The 18,509-nt window shown below is 73.6% G+C and carries 19 protein-coding genes; 6 read left to right on the top strand and 13 right to left on the bottom strand.

Annotated elements, in window-relative coordinates; all coding sequences use genetic code 11:
- Window positions 1-38: 38 nt before the first annotated feature.
- The 4 genes from DFP74_RS17400 to DFP74_RS17385 all read right to left on the bottom strand — a co-directional run bounded on the left by DFP74_RS17400 (window position 39) and on the right by DFP74_RS17385 (window position 2,185).
- Window positions 39-650 carry a TetR/AcrR family transcriptional regulator gene (locus DFP74_RS17400; protein WP_121182797.1) on the bottom strand — a complete coding sequence of 204 codons (612 nt, stop codon included), beginning with the start codon at window positions 648-650 and terminating at the stop codon, window positions 39-41.
- Between the two features lie 211 nt (window positions 651-861).
- Complete coding sequence (locus DFP74_RS17395; protein WP_121182795.1) at window positions 862-1,080, bottom strand: hypothetical protein; 219 nt, start codon at window positions 1,078-1,080, stop codon at window positions 862-864.
- Between the two features lie 74 nt (window positions 1,081-1,154).
- Window positions 1,155-1,622, bottom strand: a complete 468-nt coding sequence (locus DFP74_RS17390) for an HD domain-containing protein (protein ID WP_233571011.1) — start codon at window positions 1,620-1,622, stop codon at window positions 1,155-1,157.
- Window positions 1,623-1,756: 134 nt separating this feature from the next.
- Window positions 1,757-2,185 (bottom strand): VOC family protein, encoded by a 429-nt coding sequence (locus tag DFP74_RS17385; protein ID WP_121182793.1) that lies wholly within the window; start codon window positions 2,183-2,185, stop codon window positions 1,757-1,759.
- A gap of 79 nt (window positions 2,186-2,264) precedes the next feature.
- Here DFP74_RS17385 and DFP74_RS17380 point away from each other — a divergent pair, with 79 nt between their 5' ends.
- A complete protein-coding gene (locus DFP74_RS17380; protein ID WP_121182791.1) occupies window positions 2,265-2,855 on the top strand; it encodes a TetR/AcrR family transcriptional regulator in 591 nt (196 codons plus the stop codon).
- A gap of 39 nt (window positions 2,856-2,894) precedes the next feature.
- The gene (locus DFP74_RS17375; RefSeq protein ID WP_121188327.1) at window positions 2,895-3,380 is read left to right on the top strand and encodes a GbsR/MarR family transcriptional regulator; all 486 of its coding nucleotides are present in this window, start codon (window positions 2,895-2,897) and stop codon (window positions 3,378-3,380) included.
- 14 nt (window positions 3,381-3,394) lie between these two features.
- Here DFP74_RS17375 and DFP74_RS17370 read toward each other — a convergent pair whose 3' ends face one another.
- The 4 genes from DFP74_RS17370 to DFP74_RS17355 form a co-directional block, all read right to left on the bottom strand.
- Complete coding sequence (locus tag DFP74_RS17370) at window positions 3,395-4,222, bottom strand: ABC transporter ATP-binding protein (protein ID WP_121182789.1); 828 nt, start codon at window positions 4,220-4,222, stop codon at window positions 3,395-3,397.
- A gap of 154 nt (window positions 4,223-4,376) precedes the next feature.
- Window positions 4,377-5,396: an iron chelate uptake ABC transporter family permease subunit gene (locus DFP74_RS17365; protein WP_233571351.1), complete on the bottom strand. Its 1,020-nt coding sequence runs from the start codon at window positions 5,394-5,396 to the stop codon at window positions 4,377-4,379.
- A gap of 77 nt (window positions 5,397-5,473) precedes the next feature.
- Complete coding sequence (locus DFP74_RS17360) at window positions 5,474-6,439, bottom strand: iron ABC transporter permease (protein WP_121188326.1); 966 nt, start codon at window positions 6,437-6,439, stop codon at window positions 5,474-5,476.
- Window positions 6,440-6,510: 71 nt separating this feature from the next.
- Window positions 6,511-7,545: an iron-siderophore ABC transporter substrate-binding protein gene (locus DFP74_RS17355; RefSeq protein ID WP_121182785.1), complete on the bottom strand. Its 1,035-nt coding sequence runs from the start codon at window positions 7,543-7,545 to the stop codon at window positions 6,511-6,513.
- A 231-nt stretch (window positions 7,546-7,776) separates the two neighbouring features.
- Between DFP74_RS17355 and DFP74_RS17350 the strand changes: the two genes are divergently transcribed.
- Together DFP74_RS17350 and DFP74_RS17345 are read left to right on the top strand one after the other, a co-directional pair.
- The gene (locus DFP74_RS17350; RefSeq protein WP_121182783.1) at window positions 7,777-8,166 is read left to right on the top strand and encodes a hypothetical protein; all 390 of its coding nucleotides are present in this window, start codon (window positions 7,777-7,779) and stop codon (window positions 8,164-8,166) included.
- A 121-nt stretch (window positions 8,167-8,287) separates the two neighbouring features.
- A complete protein-coding gene (locus DFP74_RS17345) occupies window positions 8,288-9,082 on the top strand; it encodes a cyclase family protein (RefSeq protein WP_121182781.1) in 795 nt (264 codons plus the stop codon).
- A 319-nt stretch (window positions 9,083-9,401) separates the two neighbouring features.
- On the opposite strand, the gene clpX is transcribed toward DFP74_RS17345, so the two are convergent.
- From clpX to DFP74_RS17330, 3 genes are all read right to left on the bottom strand, one after another.
- On the bottom strand, window positions 9,402-10,682 hold the full coding sequence (gene clpX / locus DFP74_RS17340) for an ATP-dependent Clp protease ATP-binding subunit ClpX (RefSeq protein WP_121182779.1): 1,281 nt from the start codon (window positions 10,680-10,682) through the stop codon (window positions 9,402-9,404).
- A gap of 172 nt (window positions 10,683-10,854) precedes the next feature.
- Entirely contained in the window at window positions 10,855-11,961 is a 1,107-nt protein-coding gene (locus DFP74_RS17335; RefSeq protein ID WP_121182777.1) for a TetR/AcrR family transcriptional regulator, read from the bottom strand.
- Window positions 11,962-12,310: 349 nt separating this feature from the next.
- Window positions 12,311-13,141 (bottom strand): helix-turn-helix domain-containing protein, encoded by an 831-nt coding sequence (locus DFP74_RS17330; RefSeq protein WP_121182775.1) that lies wholly within the window; start codon window positions 13,139-13,141, stop codon window positions 12,311-12,313.
- A gap of 199 nt (window positions 13,142-13,340) precedes the next feature.
- Between DFP74_RS17330 and DFP74_RS17325 the strand changes: the two genes are divergently transcribed.
- Window positions 13,341-14,369 (top strand): aldo/keto reductase, encoded by a 1,029-nt coding sequence (locus tag DFP74_RS17325; protein WP_121182773.1) that lies wholly within the window; start codon window positions 13,341-13,343, stop codon window positions 14,367-14,369.
- 88 nt (window positions 14,370-14,457) lie between these two features.
- Here DFP74_RS17325 and DFP74_RS17320 read toward each other — a convergent pair whose 3' ends face one another.
- Both DFP74_RS17320 and DFP74_RS17315 read right to left on the bottom strand, forming a co-directional pair.
- Window positions 14,458-15,267: an alpha/beta fold hydrolase gene (locus DFP74_RS17320; RefSeq protein ID WP_121182771.1), complete on the bottom strand. Its 810-nt coding sequence runs from the start codon at window positions 15,265-15,267 to the stop codon at window positions 14,458-14,460.
- Between the two features lie 151 nt (window positions 15,268-15,418).
- Window positions 15,419-16,294 carry an LLM class flavin-dependent oxidoreductase gene (locus DFP74_RS17315; RefSeq protein WP_121182769.1) on the bottom strand — a complete coding sequence of 292 codons (876 nt, stop codon included), beginning with the start codon at window positions 16,292-16,294 and terminating at the stop codon, window positions 15,419-15,421.
- Window positions 16,295-16,371: 77 nt separating this feature from the next.
- Here DFP74_RS17315 and DFP74_RS17310 point away from each other — a divergent pair, with 77 nt between their 5' ends.
- Window positions 16,372-18,465: an acyltransferase family protein gene (locus DFP74_RS17310; RefSeq protein ID WP_121182767.1), complete on the top strand. Its 2,094-nt coding sequence runs from the start codon at window positions 16,372-16,374 to the stop codon at window positions 18,463-18,465.
- Window positions 18,466-18,509 lie beyond the last annotated feature (44 nt).

Raw genomic sequence — 18,509 nt, 5'->3', positions numbered from 1 at the left:
GCGGGGCCGGGGAGCAGTTCACCACCCCGGCCCCCGTGTCAGGTGCGGGGCCGCAGGCTCGTCAGGAGCAGGTCGGAGAAGTGGCGGGCGACGTCCTCCCCGGAGAGCGTGCCGTCCTTGCGGTACCAGGTGCCCAGGTGGTGCACCGATCCGAAGAAGTAGTCCACGACCAGGTCGGCGGGCACGTCGTCGCGGAAGGCGCCCTCGTCCTGGCCCTGCCGGATCAGGTCGCGGAAGTGCTCGTGGTACCGGCGCCGCTCGGCGCGGACCGTCTTCTGCTTGGCCTCGCCCAGCTGGTGGATGGAGCGGAAGAAGATGACGGTGTCGTCCAGGTTGGCGACGCTGGTGACGATGACGTCGGCGGCCGCGGCGCGCACGCGCTCGGCGACGGGCTCCTCGCGGCCGGCGATCTGCAGCAGGTGCTCGGTCTGCATGCGCAGGACCCGGGCGTAGACCTCGTAGAGCAGGTCGTCCTTGGAGCCGAAGTAGTGGTACATCGCACCCTTGGTCACCCCGGCCGCGACCACGATCTCCTGGACCGACGTGCTCTCGAACCCGCGCTCGGCGAACAGCCGGGTGGCCGCTCCGAGCAGGCGTTCGGGAACCGATCCCCCTTCGGTCCCCTGGTCCGTTCGCTGTCCTCGCGCCATGCCCGGCCTCACTTCGTACCCCGTCGTGCCCCCTGGGGGGCTCTGTCACCGGGCCAGCATACCGACCGGCTGGTACCCCAGGGTGCGGGGAGTCCTCAGCCTATCGGGGCCCTGGCGCCCCCGGGGCCCGAGCGGCTCGGACCCGCCGCGCACGCGGAAGGGCCCCGCCCCCTCCGCGTGCGCGGCGACGGCGGGGCCCGTGACGGTGTCCCTACTCGGCGCCCTCTTCCAGTCGGAGCGCCACTCCCAGCGCGAAGAACGTGGGCGCCCACTCCCCGATGAACAGCCCCCACCGGTCGGCGCGATCGGTGCCCGCGCTCTCCTTCTTCTTGGAGAGCAACCAGGTAGCGACGCTGAGCCCGATGGAGGCGACCCCGGCGGCGTAGGCCATCTCGGAGGTGACTCCGGCGTTGGACAGTTTGGCGATCATACGATTCCTCCGTGTCGATCCGGTGACATGGAGTCGCCTGCCCGCGGGGACGCCAACACAAGCCCTTCTCCCGGTCATAGTGACGAAAGGAGGTCCGGGCCTCCTCCCCCGCCCGCCGACAGGATCTCGCGGGCGCGGGCGTACTTGGCCCGCAGCCGCGCCGCCTGGTCGGCGGGCAGGGCCGCCAGGCGGGCCTCGTCGGCGTTGTGCGCGTTGTCGGCGAGCTTGACGAGTCGGCCGAGGGGGTCGGCCGCGGCCCGGCGGACCAGGTCGTCGTAGGACTCCCCCGGGCGGCGCGTGACCGCCTCGACCGCGGTGACCACCACCTCAGGGCAGCCCCGAGCCCGCAGATCCTCGGCGGTGAGCGGGGTGTCCTCCAGGACGTCGTGCAGGACCCCGGCCATCTGGGCGGGCTCACCGTGTCCGGCGAGCCGGTCGCGTACGGCCAGCACGTGCTCGGCGTAGGGGCGGCCCGCCTTGTCGGTCTGCCCCTCGTGCGCCCACCGGGCCAGCCGGGTGGCCTCGTCCAGCGTCATCACCATGGGTCCCTCCCTCTCACCGCTCGGGGCGGAGTGCGTTCGACGGCGGAGCGCCACGTGCGGCTCCGCTCGTGCACCGATTCTCCGGCACCGCGCGGACCTCTCGCGCGCTCGTGGGCGCCGACCGCCCGCCCCCACTACTCCTGTGCGGCCTGTTCCAGGTAGGCGTCGGCGAACTCCGCCGAGGGCGGGATGGGGGTGATGACGTCGATCAGCACGCCGTCCGGGTCGGCGACGATGAAGTGGCGCTGGCCGAAGTCCTCGCTGCGCAGGTCCAGTTCGGGTCGCAGGCCCTCCTTCAGGACCAGCCGGTCCCACTCGGCGTCCACGTCCTCCACCTCGATGTTGAGCAGGAGCCCGCGGACCGGATGGCGGTAGGCCTCGGGGAGGGTGGGGTGGGTGTGGTCGAGCAGGGCCAGTTCGAAGTCGGGCGGTCCGGGTCGGCGCAGACTCACGTACCAGTCGGCGGCGAAGGTCTCCTCGAACCCGAACAGGCGGGTGTAGAAGTCGCGCGACTCCGCCAGGCGGGCCGTGCACAGAACGGGATAGAAGCCGGTCGGCGTCATGGGTGCGCCCCTTTCACATACTGTCGGTATGTGAAAGTACACTAGTGACGTACCGCTGGTATGTCAATGGAGGGGACCCATGGCAACGAACGGACGCGCCGAACAGCGCGAGCGGACCCGCAGGACCCTGGTCGCGCGGAGCCGCCGACTCTTCGCCGAACGCGGCTACGCCGACGTGGGCCTGGCGGAGATCGTCGCGGCCGCCTCGGTGACCAAGGGCGCGCTCTACCACCACTTCGACGGCAAGGCCGACCTGTTCCGCGCGGTGCTCGCCGAGGTCCAGGGCGAGGTGGCGGCCGCGGTGGCCGCCCGCGCCGACGCGCACGGGGACCCCTGGGAGCAGCTGACCGCGGGGTGCCGGGCCTTCCTCACCGCGAGCACGGCGCCGGACGTGCAGCGCATCATGCTCGTCGACGGGCCGGCCGTCCTCGGATGGGGCGAGTGGCGCGCGCTGGACGAGGCCTCCTCCGCCCGGCACCTGCACGAGGCGCTGACCTCGCTGGTGGCGGCGGGTGTGCTGCCCGAGCAGCCGGTGGCGCCCGTGGCCCGCCTGCTGTCGGGCGCGATGAACGAGGCGGCCCTGTGGCTGGCCGACTCCGCCTCCCCCGGCGACCTGGAGGACGTGTGGGCGGCGCTCTCGCGCATGCTGGAGTCGCTGCGGGCCCGCTGAGGTACCGGTCCGCGCGCGCCGGACGCTATCGTGACGGGCATGTCGGAGACCTCGCAGACGGACCAGGAGTTCCGGGCCGACTTCGTCCGCCGCTTCTCCGAGTTCTGGCAGTCCCAGGGCCGGCCCCGGGCCGAGGGCCGCATCGTCGGATTCCTGCTGGTCGCCGACCGGGACGCGGTCAGCGCCGAGGAGGTCGCCGAGGGGGCCCAGGTCAGCCGGGGCACGGTCTCGGAGTCGGTGCGCCGCCTGCGGGAGCTGGGGTTCGTGACGCTCATCGAGGTGCCCGACCGCCGCACCCGGCTGATCACCATGGACGAGGACGTGTGGGGCGGGTTCCTGCGCAACGAGCGCGGCTACCTGCGCGACCAGCGCGACCTGGCCCGGTCGGCGCTGGAGCGCCTGCCCGGGCTGGGCGCGCCCGCCCGCAACCGGCTGCGGAACATGCACGACTACATGGCCTGGCTCGACGACTACCACGACACGCTCCTCGCCCACTGGGAGGAGTACAAGGCGCGGCGCGACTGACCCGGGCCGGGGGCTCAGACCCTCTCGTGCGGAATGACCAGCGGCGTCCGCGTGCGCGGGTCGGGCACGACGTCGCAGGGCAGCCCGAACACCTCCTCCACCAGCTCCGCGGTGACCACGGAGCCGGGCGGCCCGTCGGCGACCACGCGCCCGCCGCTCATCATCACCAGCCGGGTCGCGAACCGGGCGGCCTGCGCCAGGTCGTGCAGGACGGCCACGACCGTGCGGCCGCCCCGGTGCAGGGCGCCGAACAGCTCCAGCAGGTCGTACTGGTGGGCGATGTCCAGGAACGTGGTGGGCTCGTCCAGCAGCAGGACACCGGTGTCCTGGGCCAGCACCATCGCCACCCACGCCCGCTGGCGCTGCCCGCCGGAGAGCGCGCCCACCTGCGTGTCGGCCAGTGCGGTCAGACCGGTGAGCTCCAGGGCCCGGCTGATCGCCTCCTCGTCCTCGGGGCTCCACTGCCGCAGCAGGGTGCGGTGCGGGAAGCGGCCGCGGGCGGCCAGCGCGCGCACGGTGATGCCCTCGGGGGCGATCGGGCTCTGCGGCAGCAGCGCGAGCCGGCGGGCGACCGCCTTCGCCCGCTGGGCGCGGATGTCGGCGCCGTGCAGCAGGACGCGGCCCGCCGTCGGGGTGTTGACCCGGCCCAGGGCCTTGAGCAGCGTGGACTTACCGCACCCGTTGGGGCCGACGATGACGGTGAACTCGCCGTCGGCCACCGCCAGGTCCAGATCGCGCACGACCGGCTCGCCTCCGTACCCGAGTGTCAGGCCCTCCGCGGCCAGGATCGGTCCCTCGCTCACAGGTTTCCTCCGGAGACTCTCACGTGTCCTACCTTCCATGGGGTGGCGGTGCGGGCGGGTCCGGGCCCGACCGGTCTCGAGGACGCGAGGCCCGGTCGTGCGCGGGACACTCGGTCGGCCCGCGGCGGCGTCCCCCGCGCCTCGGGGCGGGTGGAGACGCGCACGAGAGCCCCTCCTCGGGCGAGGAAGGCGGTCACAGGTTTCCCTTTCGCCATTCCCTGATCAGCAGGTAGCCGAGGTAGACGCCGCCGAGGCCCATGGTGAACAGGCCCACCGGCAGGCCGTCCCCGATCGGGGACTGCTGGACGGCCAGGTCGGCCAGGACCAGCAGCAGGGCGCCGACCACGGCGGCCACGGCCATGTTGGGGCCGGAAGCACCCGTCATCCGGCGCGCGATCTGCGGCGCGGTCAGGGCGACGAACGCGATCGGCCCGGCGACGCTGACCGCGGCGGCCGTGAGCACCACCGACAGGGCGATGGCGGCCGTGCGGGTGGACCGGGCGCGACCTCCCAGGGCGTCGGCGAGCTCGTCGCCCATCTCGTTCACCGCGACGGCGCCGGCCAGCACCACGACCACGGGCACGGCCAGGGCCAGCACGCCCCAGATGATCCCGGCGTGCTCCCAGGAGCGGGCGCCCAGGCTCCCGTACAGGTAGGCGTGCAGGACGCTGGCCTGGTCGCGGGCCATGACCGCGACCACGAAGTCGCTGACGGCGTGCGCCATCGCCGCCACGCCGATCCCGGCGACGATCAGGCGTCCGGGGTGGCGCAGTCCCGTACCGGTGGCCGTGGCCACGATGAGCATGGCCAGCGCCGCCCCGCCCAGGGCTCCCAGGGGCACGGGCACGATGCCGGGCAGTGCCAGCGCGGCGATGGCCGCGCCCGCCCCGGCGCCCGCGCCCAGGCCGATGACGTCGGGGCTGCCCAGCGGGTTGCGGGTGACGGACTGGAAGAGCGCCCCGGCGAGTCCGAGGGCGGCGCCGGTCCCCGCGGCCACGGTCAGGCGCGGGCCGCGCAACCGGTCCAGGACGAAGGTCTCGGTGGCCTCGCCGGCCCCGGCGATCACGGCGGGCAGCCGGGTCAGCGGGATGCCCAGGCGGCCCAGGGTCAGAGTGGCGGCCGCGGCGGCGAGCAGGAGCGCCAACAGGACCGCGGCCACCAGCAGGGACCGCGGGTGGACGGGCAGCGCCACCGCGCTTCCCCACCGGAGCACGCGCTGCCCGGACCCCGCGCGCCGCGGGGCGGCCTCCCGTGCGGGCGCCGTCGCACGGCGGGTGGACAGGGCCGGTCTCATGTGGTCTCCCGCATGCGGCGGACGGCGTACAACAGGACGGGGGCGCCGACGAAGGCGGTGACGACGCCGACCATGAGCTCGGTGGGGCGCACGATCGTGCGGGCCACGACGTCGGCCACCAGGAGCAGGGTCGGCCCGGCCAGGAGGGCGAAGGGCACCTGGACGCGGAAGTCCACGCCCACCAGGGCGCGCACCACGTGCGGCACGGCCAGGCCGACGAAGGCGATGGGGCCGGCGGCGGCGGTCGCTCCGGCGGCCAGCACGGTGGCCGCGATGAGCCCGCCCGAGCGCACCCACGCGGTGTTGGCGCCGGTGGCCACGGCCGCCTCCTCGCCCAGGGCCAGGGCGTTGAGCCCGCCGGAGACGGCCAGGCCCAGGGCCGCGCCCACGGCCACGACCGGCAGGACGGAGACGACCACGTCGAAGTCGCGGCCGCCGAGCGAGCCGACCACCCAGTGGCGGTAGCCGTCGAAGACCTCGGGGAAGGTCAGCCCGACGGCCTGGACGTAGGCGGTGAGCACCGCGGAGACCACGGCTCCGGCCAGGACCAGGCGGACCATGCCGCCGTCGCCGCCCCGGCTGCCCACGGCGTGGGCGGCCAGTCCGGCCAGGATCGCCCCGGGCAGCGCCCACCACACGGTCGCCGAGACCGAGGTGGGGCCGAGCACGGCGGTGGCGGTGACCACCGCGGCGGCGGCGCCCGCGTTGACGCCCAGGAGTCCCGGGTCGGCGAGGGGGTTGCGGGTCACGCCCTGCATGAGCGTCCCGGACAGCGCCAGGGCCGCCCCGGCCACGATGCCCAGCACGGTGCGCGGGTAGCGGCTCTCCACCACCGTGGCGGTGAAGCCGTCGGCGTCACCGGTCAGGACCCGCCACACCTCCAGGGGCGTGGTGGGCTTGCTGCCCAGGACGAGGCTGAGGAGGACCGCCCCGGCCAGCGCCGCCACGCCCGCACCGATCATGACGAGGGTGCGGGCGGGGCGGGTCCGGGGCGGTGTCGCGATGGTCTTCACGGTCACCCGGTCGGTCGGTGTCAGCCGTCGAGCTGCTCGGCGGCCTCTTCGATGAGGGGCACGTAGCGCTCGACCACCCACGGCACGGTCAGCGGGTTGATGATGGAGGAGGCGGTGACGAAGGAGGGGTCGTCACTGGCGACCACGGAGCCGCGCTCGATGGCGGGGATGGCGCCGTACAGGTCCTGCGACTCGATCTCGGCGCGGGTGTCGGGGTCGCTGTAGAAGGTGAAGACCAGGTCGCTGTCGGCGATGGTGTCGGCGTTCTCCAGGCCGATGACGGCCGAGTCGGTGCCCTCGGTCTCGGGCAGGTCCTCCACCACCGGGTCGACGGTGAGGCCGAGTCCGCGCACCATGGCCACGCGCTGCTCGTCGGGCAGGAACACGCCGAGCGTGCCGGGGCCGTCGGTGTAGACGTAGGAGAAGGTCAGGTCGGCGAACTCCGGGTTGGCCTCGGCGGCCTCGGCGAACTGGTCCTCGATGCCCTCGACGAGCCCGGCGGCCTCCTCGGGCTTGCCGAGCGCCTGCCCGATGATCTCGATCTGCTGGTCCCAGTCGGTGCTCCAGGGCAGGTCGGGGTAGGCGACCGTGGGAGCGATGTCGGTCAGGACGTCGTACTGCTCCTGGGTGACGCCCGACCACGGGGCGAGGATGACGTCGGGTTCGAGCTCGATGATCGCCTCGAAGTCGATGTCGTCGGCTCCGGCGAACTGGGTGGGCAGCTCCTCGCCCGCGTCGGTGACGGCCTCGTGGATCCACGGCAGGTAGCCGGTGTCGTCGCTGCCCCACTCGTAGCTCTCGATGCCCACGGGCACCACGCCGAGGGCGATCGAGGTCTCGGTCGAGCCCTGGCCGAGGGTGACCACGCGCTCGGGCTGCTCGGGGATCTCGGCGGTGCCCAGGGCGCTGTCGATGCTCACCGGGAAGCTTCCGTCGGCGGTGCCGCCGCCCTCGCTCCCGGTGTCCTCCGCGCCGTCCGCACCGCAGGCGGCCAGGCCCAGGGCCAGGAGAGTGGTCAGTCCGAGGCCGCCGACGCGGCGGAGGGTGGAGTCCATGGTTGAGCTGCTTTCGTCGTCATGAGGAGTGGCCGCGTCAACGGCCGGATCCGTGTGGGGGCGGGTGACCCCCAGGGGACACACGGACAAAGGGGAGAACCCCGACAAACGAAGGTTAGTCTAACCTCACTTCGAGGACATTTCAAAAATTCTGAAATCCGTTCGACCTGCCCGCCCCGGCCCGGAACACCCCGCGAGAACCCCGGCCGGGCCGCAGGTATCCCACAGAGCATGAGCTTCGACACACCACGCCCGGACGCCGCGAGGCGGCGGCGTCTCCCCCTCATCGCACTCCCCCTCCTCGCGCTGGTCCTCGGCACGGCCGCTCCCGCACACGCGGCGGAGTCCGGCACGACGAACGGGTGGCCGGCCGCCGGAATCCTCCTGGGCCTGCTGCTGGTCGCGGCGGCGATCGCGCTCCCCGTCCTGCTGAACCGCTCGAACCGGAAGGGACGGCGCACCCGCGGCGGCGGCGGAGGCGGAGGCGGAGCCGCAGCGATCGGACACGACTCGCACGACGCCGACCGCTCCGGCGGATGGAGCTGGGACGGCGGAGGCTGGGGCGGCGGTGGAGACGGAGGGGGCGACAGCGGCGGTGGCGGCGGCGGAGACGGCGGGTGAGGGGCGGACCAGTCCGGAACCGGGCCCCGGCGGCGTTCCTTCGGGTCGGCCGTTCGCGGTGATTGCGGAACCGGCCCCGCACGGGATACGGAAGGGGGACGACAGCGACGAAGGGAAGCCCATGTGCCTGCACGGAACCGGTGAGACCGTCCGAGCGCGGACCCGCGGCACCGAGGCGGACGCGCCGCCCGCCGCGCCGACCGGGCAGCGGACCCTCGGCTACCGGCGGGTGGCCGACCTCAGCCACGTGGTGTCGCCGTCCATGCCCACGTTCGATCCGGAGAAGCCCCGGCGTGAGGCGGTCGATCCCCCGCTCGCCGACGGGGCGTTCGGCTTCTTCCAGCAGCGCTGGACGTTCCTGGAGCACACCGGCACCCACCTGGACGCGCCGGGCCACGTGATCGGCGGCGGCCGTCTGGTCCCGGACATCCGGTCGGAGGAACTGGTGGTCCCCGCGGTCGTCATCGACGTGCGCGCACGAGCCGCCCAGGACCCGGACACGGTGGTGACGGTCGAGGACGTGGAGCGCCACGAGCGCGAGCACGGGCCGGTTCCGGCCGGAGCGGCGGTCCTGATGTGCTCGGGGTGGGACGCCCGCTGGGGGCAGGGGGACGACCAGGTGCGCGGCGTGGCCGCGGACGGCTCGTGGCACTTCCCGGGCTTTGATCCGCAGGCCTGCGAGTACCTGGTCTCGCGGCGGGCGATCAGCGGTGTGGGCGTGGACACGCTGAGCACGGACCCGGGCGCCTCATCGGACTTCCCCGCCCATGAGGTCATCGGACGCGCGGACCGCTGGGGCCTGGAGGCGCTGACCGGCCTGGACCGGCTGCCGCCGACCGGCGCGACCCTGATGGTGGGCGTCTTCCCCGGCGAGGACGCCTCCGGCGGCCCCAGCCGCGTCCTCGCCCTCTGGTGAAACCGGAACCACCTCGGAGCCCGACAGGCGCGCTCGCCGCTAGGAAGCCCGGCTCTGGGGGGTTCGCCCGAGGCGCCGGGCCCCGTACCCAGGGGTGGAACGCAGTCCGTACGGCCTGCGGGTGTGCAGGGGCCGACTCGGGGCGCGCCAGAGGACTAGGCCGTGTTCTTCTGCAGGCTTTCGGGTGAGCTCGCGGTCGTCAGGTCGTCTCTCGCAAGCCGATGTGCGAAGTTCAGACTGGTGGTGCTGCACGAGCGCAGAGGTGCCGCGAGAGGCGGTCCTGGCGGCCGCGAGCCCGGAATGCCCCAAAAAACACGGCCTAAGCGGAACGCCGGTCGGACTCCTCGTCCGGCGGGGTGCGCGGGACGATCGTGGGATTGACGTTGTCGATCACCGTCTCCCGCGTAATGATCACCTGACCCACATCCTCACGAGAAGGCACCTCGTACATCACCGACAACAACACCTCCTCGATGATCGCCCGCAACCCACGAGCACCCGTCCCACGAATGATCCCCTGCTCAGCGATCGCCTCCAAAGCATCCGGCGTGAACTCCAACTCCACACCGTCCAACTCGAACAACCGCTGATACTGCTTCACCAGAGCATTACGCGGACGCGTCAGAATCTCCACCAACGCCCGACGATCCAGATCATGCACACTCGTGATCACCGGCAACCGACCGATGAACTCCGGAATCATCCCGAACTTCAACAGGTCCTCCGGCATCACCTCACCGAACAACGCCGACTCCGCCACCTCGGACTTGGGCCGCAACACCGCGTTGAAACCCATCCCCTGACGACCCGCACGCGACTCGATCAACTTCTCCAGACCCGCGAACGCACCACCACAGATGAACAGCACATTCGTCGTGTCGATCTGGATGAACTCCTGGTGCGGATGCTTACGACCCCCCTGCGGAGGCACACTCGCCGTCGTCCCCTCCAAGATCTTCAACAGCGCCTGCTGCACACCCTCACCCGACACATCACGCGTGATCGAGGGATTCTCACTCTTACGCGCGACCTTGTCGACCTCATCGATGTAGATGATCCCCGTCTCGGCCTTCTTCACGTCATAATCGGCCGCCTGGATCAACTTCAACAGGATGTTCTCCACATCCTCACCGACATACCCCGCCTCGGTCAGCGCCGTCGCGTCCGCGATCGCGAACGGAACATTCAGAATCCGCGCCAGCGTCTGCGCCAACAACGTCTTCCCCGACCCCGTCGGCCCCAACAACAAGATGTTGGACTTGGCGATCTCCACACCCTCATCGCCCGGACGCTCACCCTCCGAGCGCACACGCTTGTAGTGGTTGTACACCGCCACCGACAACGACTTCTTCGCCTGATCCTGACCGATCACATACGAGTCCAGGAACTCATAGATCTCACGCGGCTTCGGCAGACTGTCCCACGCCAGATCGGCGGTCTCGACCGTGTCCTCTTCGTCCACGATCTCGTTGCACAGCCCGACGCACTCGTCGCAGATGCAGATGTGGCCCGGGCCCGCGATCAACCTGCGGACCTGGCGCTGGTCCTTGCCGCAGAACGAGCACTGCAGAAGTGGCCCGCTGTCACCGGTGCGTGTCACTCGAATGTTCTCCTCACACGGGCGGCGCCCGGGGCGATCGGCGGCGGGAACGAACCCCCGTGCCAGATGTTCACATCATCCGAATGTTCAAGGTATCTCCTGTCAGGGCAGGTGACAAAGCCACACTCCGCGCCCCCAGGGACAGACCCTCGCACGTGTCCCACCTCACTCCTCACGATCTCACACCCTGGCGTGCGCCCGAGATGGCCGCCGCGTGTCCCGCGCCGCGCCCGCGCGCGCGCGCCACGACGCGGCCCGAGCACACACGGACGGCGGCCTCGGCCGTGTCGCCCGGCTCCCGCGCGCCCACGGCCGCGGCGATCTCCCCGGTCTCGTCGAGCACCAGCCGCAACCGGGGGCGCGCGTACCCGGGAAAGGCCCGGCGCAGGCTCGATCCAAGGTCAGCGGCGCACAGCCGGGCCAGCGGCATCCGCTCGGCGGGGTCGTCGGTGACCACCACGGCGGCCACCCCGGCGTGCGCGGGGGCCGAGCGCAGCGCGTCCTCGACCGACTCCAGCCGCGACAGGCCCAGGGCCAGCACGACCCCGTCCTCGCCGAGTCGCGCCGCGCTCCCCCGGAGCACGTCCAGGGCGGCCGGCGGCGACCAGGGTTCGTCGGCGGGCACCGCGGCGACCGCGTGGTCCAGGTGCGGCAGCGGCCAGGAGTCGGCCAGGTCCAGCCCGGCCAGGCCTTCGCAGGCGCGGATCACGTTGAAGGGGTCCACCAGGCCCGGCGCCACGACCGCCGTCTGCGCCGCCCCCACCAGGGTGGTGAGCACGGTCTCGGCCAGTCGGACCCGGCGCCGGCCCGGCTCCCCCGGCTCCTCGAGGGCTTCCAGGGCGAGCCCGAGCAGGACCGCGCCGAGCCGGTTGAGCTGGGTGTAGGAGCGCCGGGTGGGCTCGTCGGCCAGGACCTCGGGGGTCAGCACCGAGCCCAGTCCCGGCGGCCCGCCGAAGTCGGTGAGCGGGAAGCGCTCGGTCCAGGCGCGCGCCAGGGCGCCGAGGGCGTCGGCGACCGTGCGGACCGCGTCCGCCTCCGTGAGGCCCTCGGTCCGGGCCTCGCGGTCGGCCCGCTCGGCGGCCTCGGCCAGGACCGCGAAGTACAGGGCGCGCTTGCCGGGGAAGTTGGAGTAGACGGCGCCTCGGGTGAGGTCGGCACGGGCGGCGATGCGGTCGACCTTGGCGTCCCGGAAGCCGCGCTCGGCGAACTCCTCGCCGGCGGCGGCCAGCACGCGGGCTCGGTTACGGGCCCGCTGCTCGACCCTGTTGAGCCGGACCATCGTCCTCCCTCGTTCGGCGTCGTCCCATCCTAGGCCGGAACACGACGAACATCCGGCTGGTCGCGGTGTCCCCGTGTCCGGGGCCTCTGGGCGCATCCGCCGCCGCTGACGGACATGACCCGCCTCGTCCGGGCCCGTGGCCCCCTGGCGTCCTCCGAACAGGGGCGCCCCGCCGCCCGCGCGCCCTAGGCCGTGTTTTTTGCAGCATTCCGGGCTCGCGGCCGCCAGGACCGCATCTCGCGGCGCCTCTGCGCTCGTGCAGCACAACCAGGCTGAACTTCGCACATCATCTTGCGAGAGACGACCTGACGGCCGCGAACTCACCCGAAAGCCTGCAGAAAAACACGGCCTAGCGGGCGGGCGCAGCCGCGTCCCGGTCGGCCAGGGCGCGCTCGGTCTCCTGGTCGGCGGGCAGGTGGACGACCATCCGGAGCCCGTCGCCGCCGGGGAGTTCGAGGTCCTCGTAGGTCAGGCGCAGCTCACCGCCGCCGGGGCGGTGCCAGCGCACGTCGCCGAATCCCGGCGCAAGGCTCCGCTCGTACCGGAACCGGTGGGCGAAGGCGGGGGCGGCCTCCTCCAGTTCGGCGGCGAGGGCGGCGGCGTAGGGATCGCCGAGCGCCACGGCGGTGCGCAGGACCCGGACGTGGTGGTCGGCGACGGCGTCCCAGTCCGGATAGGCCTCCCGGGCCCGGGGGTCGGTGAAGACGTAGCGCGCCAGGTTGGTCCCGGGGGCGTCGAACAGCCCCAGGGGACGCGCCCAGCGCTCGAAACCGGGGCTGGCGGCCAGGACGTCGTCGAGTCCGTTGCGCACGAAGGCGGGTGTGTCGCCCAGGCGGTCGAGCAGGGCCCGGACCGAGGGGCGCACGTCGCGGGGCGGCTCGCTCATGCCCTCGCAGACGGCGCCGGAGGCGACCTTGGACAGGCGCAGCAGGTGGACGCGTTCCTCGGCGGTCATGCGCAGGGCGTCGGCCAGGGCCATGAGGACCTCGGCCGAGGGCCGGCGGTCGCGGCCCTGTTCCAGGCGGATCAGGTACTCGACGCTGACCCCGGCGAGCACCGCGAGTTCGGAGCGGCGCAGCCCGGGAGTGCGTCGCCGCTCGCCGTCGGGCAGCCCGGCCCCGGCCGGAGAGAGTGCTTCGCGACCCGCCCGCAGGAAGGAGCCCAGTTCGTTGTCGACCACGGGGCCAGGCTAGCGGGCCGGGACCGGTCCCGCCCCGGGTGGCCCTGTGGGGGCCAGTCTCACCGCGGTCTCCCTCGCCGCCACGGGCGGGGACACAGTGGCCCCATGACCGCACACACCTGTTCCCGGGAGCGCCGCGCCCGGCTCCGGACCACCGACCTGCCGACCCCTTCGTCCGTGGCGGAGGTGGGCTGAGCGCATGCGCTACCGACTGCTGGGCCGCACCGGCCTGCGCGTGTCCGAGATCTTCCTGGGCACGATGACCTTCGCCGAACCGCACGAGTCCCGGCGCGTGCTGGACGCCTACGCCGACGCCGGGGGCAACGTGGTCGACACCGCCTCGGCCTACGGCGAGAGCGAGTCGGTCCTGGGCGAGCTGCTCAAGGGTCGGCGGGACCGCTTCGTGCTCGCCACGAAGTACACGCTCTCGCGCGATGCCTCCGACCCCAACGGCGCGGGCAACCACCGCAAGAACCTGCGGCTCTCGCTGGAACGCAGCCTGCGGCGCCTGGAGACCGACCACATCGACCTCTACTGGGTGCACCTGTGGGACCGGTACACCCCGTTGGAGGAGACCATGCGGGCGCTGGACGACGCGGTCCGCGCGGGAAAGGTCCTCCACGTCGGGATCTCCGACACCCCCGCCTGGGTGGTCGCCCGGGCCAACGCGCTCGCCGAGTGGCGCGACTGGACGCCGTTCGCGGGGATCCAGGTGCCCTACAACCTGCTCCAGCGCGACATCGAGCGCGAACTGCTCCCGATGGCGGACGCCTGCGGGCTGAGCGTGGCCGCCTGGGCGCCGCTGGCGCGCGGCGTGCTGTCGGGGCGCTACTCCGGTCCGTCTCCGGCGACGGGCGGCAGGGTCGACCCGGCCGGACTCGGCGACCGTGACCACGCGGTCGCCGCCGAGGTCCGGGCGGTCGCCGAGGAGGTGGGGGCCACGCCCGCGCAGGTCGCGCTCGCCTGGACCATGGCGCGGTCGTCCGCGGTGCACCCGCTCGTGGGCGCGAGCAGCGCCGACCAGCTCACGGAGAACCTGGGCGCGGTGGACGTGGAGCTCCCCGAACCGGCGCTCCGGCGGCTGGAGGGCGCCGTGCCCTTCGACGTCGGCTTCCCCGGCGACTTCATCGCCGAGTGCGAACCGTCGCCGTTCGTGTTCGGCGACACCGATATGAGCCTGGTCCGCCGTCCCGGCGGCTCCCTCGACCGGAGCCGGGACCGGCCCTGAGCGGGGTGAGGTGGGCACATGGCCCGGCACGGCGCCCGACGCGACCGCGAGCCCTCCGGTATCGGGACGGCCCCCCTCGACCCCGGGCTCACAGCGGATGCCGACGCAGGAAGTCGGTGAAGGCCTCGGCGACCTGACCGGTCGCGGTCAGGGGCAGTGCGTGGTCCGCCCCCTGGATCACGACGTCGTCGGCGTGCGGCAGCAGGTCGAGTACGCGTTGGCGGACCTCGGCGAAGCGCGGGCCGCTGGCGCCGCCGCCGATGTGCAGGGCCGGACAGGCGATCCGCCGTGCGTCGGCGGCGTCGAACTCCCAGCGCAGCAGGGCCGGCAGGTCGCGGTCGAAGAAGGCGGCCGCGTCGCGCTCCATGCCGGCCGACGCGCCGGGCAGGAGCCGGCCGAAGGTCTCGCGGTCCCAGTCCAGGACGGACAGGAACTCGTCCAGCGCGGCACCAACACCGTGCTCGTGGCGGAACCGGATGAGTCGGCGGACGGTGTCGCGGAACGCGGACGCGCTGGGCGTGCCGGCGGGCGGGGGTTCCAGCAGGGTGAGCGTGTGCACGCGCTCGGGCGCGTCCGCGGCGAGCCGCAGTGCGATCGCCGCGCTGTAGGAGCCGCCCAGGACGTGGGCGCGATCGACCCCGAGCGCTGCCATCAGGGCGGCGCACTCGGCGGCCTCGTCCGGGATCGAGCCGGGCCCCGGCGCGGGCGCGCTGTCGGCGTATCCGCGGCGGTGGTAGAGGATCGCGCGGTAGCGGTTCGCCACGGCGGGGTGCTCGGCCAGGGGGCGGAACTCGTCCGCGATGAGCGCGGTCTGGATGAGGACGACCGGCTCCCCGGAACCCTGGTCGAGCACCTCGAGTTCGGTGTCGCCGACGGCGACCCGCTGTGCGTGTCCCATGTCCGTGCCCCCGCCCAGAGTGCTGTGACCTGCGGCCGGCGGCACGGACCGGGGTCCGGTGGGCCGAGCCGGACGCGACCCTAACACCGGCCCGGGTGGGCACGGCCGCGCCCCGCCGGTGAGTGGTCACCGCTCACGGGACCGCCCGGGGTCAGCGCGGGACGAGGGGGCGGACCTCGCGCGCGACGAAGCGGACGAAGCCCTCGGGGTCGGGCTCGTCCGCGGTCGGTTGCATGACCACGGTGTCGGCGCCCGCCTCCGCCAGCCGCCGGACGGCCGCGGCGACGGTCTCGGCGTCTCCGGCCACGCCGTGGTCCGCGGCGCCGGTGACGCCCCAGGCCCGGAGTTCGGCGGCGAGGCGGTCGTGGGCGTCCGGACCGGTGGCCGCGTGCAGGTAGACCACCACCTCGGCGCGGCCCGGGCGACCGGCGGCGCGGCGGCCCTCGTCGACCAGCCGGCGCGCCTCACGCAGCCGGTCCACGGTGACGTCCGCGTCCAGGACGGTGCCGTCGGCGGCCTCGCCGGTCAGGCGCAGCGTCCGCGGCCGCGCCCCGCCGGCCAGCACGGGGGCGGGCGCCAGGGGCGGCCAGTCCAGGGCGACCCCGTCCAGGCGGACGTAGCGGCCCTGGGTGTCGACCCGCTCGCCGCGCAGCAGCGCGCGCAGGGCGTCCAGGTGCTCGCGCAGCAGGGTCAGGGGCGACTCCACGCGGGCGCCGGCCTGGCCCATCCAGTCCTGGACGCCGTGGCCGACGGCGACAGTGGCCCGGCCGGGGAAGAGCCGGTGCAGAGTGGCGATCTCCATGGCGGTCAGCGCCACGTTGCGCAGCGGGACCGGGAGCAGTCCGATCCCCACGCGCAGGTGCTCGGACCAGGCCAGTGCCGCGGCTGCGGTGGCCACGCCGCTCTCCAGGAAGCAGTCCTCCCAGAGCCAGAGTTCGTCGAGTCCGGCCTCGTCGGCCGCGCGGACCACACCGCGCAGGCGTTCGGGAGCGAGTTGGGGGCGAAAGACCGCGCCGAGGGTTGTCATGGACCCTTCCTACCGCCGCGGAACGGGCGCGCACAATTCCTTCGCAGGTCGCCGCGCCGTCACCCGGCGCGGGCACAATGGCGCCCCTCCCCGCGCGTCCCCCACCTGAGAGCGAGTGCCAGCCCGTGTCCCCCTCCGCCCTCCTCATCGGGCCCGCGCGCCCCGCGAGCACCGCCGTCGGCACCGGTGGGCACCGGCCCGAGATCGACGGCCTGCGGGCCGTGGCCGTGCTCCTGGTGGCGGCCTACCACGTCTGGCTGGGGCGGGTCTCCGGCGGTGTCGACGTCTTCCTGATGCTGACCGGGTTCCTCATCACCGCCTCCCTGGTGCGCGCGGCCACCGGCGAGGGCATCCGCTACGGCGCCTTCCTCGCGCGGCTGGCCGCCCGCCTGGTGCCGACCGCCGCCGCCGTCGCCCTGGCGACGCTGGCGGCGACCTGGCTCCTGCTGCCCGAGACGCGATGGCGCGAGGCGCCGGGGGACGCGGTCGCGGCGCTGCTCTACCACACGAACTGGCGCCTGGCGCTGGACTCGGTCGACTACCTGGCGCGCGACGGTGACGTCAGCCCCTTCCAGCACTTCTGGTCCCTGTCGGTCCAGGGGCAGTTCTACCTGCTGTGGCCCGCGCTGATCGCGGCCGCCGTGTGGGCGGCCCGGCGTGCGGGGCGCGCACCGCGGCCCGTGCTCATCGGCGCCCTGTCGGCCGTTCTCGCCCTCTCCCTGGCCTACTCGGTACTGATGACCCGGGCCGACCAGCCATGGGCCTACTTCGACACCGGTGCCCGGCTGTGGGAGTTCGCGCTCGGCGGGCTATTGGCCCTGCTGCTGCCGGTCCTGCGGCCAGCGCGGGCGACCCGGGTGGCGCTGGGCTGGACCGGCCTGGCGGCGCTGGTGCTGTGCGGCGCGCTGCTGCAGGTGTCGTCCGTCTTCCCGGGCTACGCGGCGCTGTGGCCCACCCTGGCGGCCGTGGCCGTCATCGTCGCCGGGACCTCGGGGTCGGCCCTGGGCGCCGACCGACTGCTCGCCCTGCGGCCGCTGCGCTACCTGGGGTCGATCTCCTACGCGCTGTACCTGTGGCACTGGCCGGTGCTGGTGGTCTACCTGGCCGTCGCCGAACGCGACCTGGCGACCCCGCTGGGCGGGGCCGCCGTCCTCGCGGTCTCGGTGCTGCTGGCGGCGGCGACCACCCCGGCGGCCGATCGGCTGGCCCGGCAGGCCCGCGGCGGCGGACGCCGGGCCGTGCTGCCCGGGGTCGCGGCGGCCCTGGCCTGCCTGCTCCCGGTCCTGGGGGCGTCGGCCGCCTGGTCGGCACAGCAGAGCGCCGAACGCGCCCGGTGGGCGGAACTGCTCACCGACGGGTCGAGCTACCCGGGCGCGGCCGCCGGGGCCCGGGTGCCGGACCTGCCCATGTACCCGCCCCTGGCATGGGCCGCCGAGGACGCGCCCGTGACCTACGACGACGGCTGCAACCAGACGACCACCGGGACGGAGGTGATCACGTGCGTCTACGGGGCCGACGAGCCGGTGCGCACCGTGGCGCTGGTCGGCGGCTCGCACGCGGCGCACTGGTTCCCTGCCCTGGAGGAGATCGCCCACGCCCGCGACTGGCGGCTGGTCAACATCGTCAAGGGCGCCTGCCTGTTCACCGACGCACCGCAGACCTACCTGGGCGAGCCGTACACGGCGTGCGCGGAGTGGAACCGCGCGGTCATGGCCGAGCTCCGGGAGCTGCGGCCGGACACGGTCTTCACCACCGGCACGACGACCAGCCGGGACGGTTCGGCCGGGTTCGGAGAGGAGCAGGTCGTGGACGGCTACGTGGACCGCTGGCGTGAGCTCGACGGGCTCGGGATCGATGTGGTCGCCGTACGCGACACCCCGAGGTTCGGCTTCGACGTGCCCGACTGCCTGGCCGTATCCGGCCCCGAGGAGTGCACCGCGGCGCCGGAGGACTCACTGGCACCCGTGTCGCCGTTGGCGGGCCTGGACCTGCCCCCGAACGTCACGGTGCTGGACCTGACGGATCTCTTCTGCGCCCCGGACGTGTGCCGCCCCGTGATCGGCAACGTCCTCGTCTACTGGGACAGCAGCCACATCGGGGCGACGTTCATGCGCACGCTCGCACCGGAGCTCGAACGCCGGTGGAACCAGGCCGAGGGCCGGGCGAGCTGAGCCGGGCGGGTCCGCCTCGCCGGCCCCGGGTGCCGCCGTCGACC

Origin of the sequence: Nocardiopsis sp. Huas11, assembly GCF_003634495.1 — a bacterium.
Classification (GTDB): Bacteria; Actinomycetota; Actinomycetes; order Streptosporangiales; family Streptosporangiaceae; genus Nocardiopsis.
Note: the sequence above shows the minus strand (reverse complement) of the source record. Positions and strands in the feature narration are given on the sequence as shown.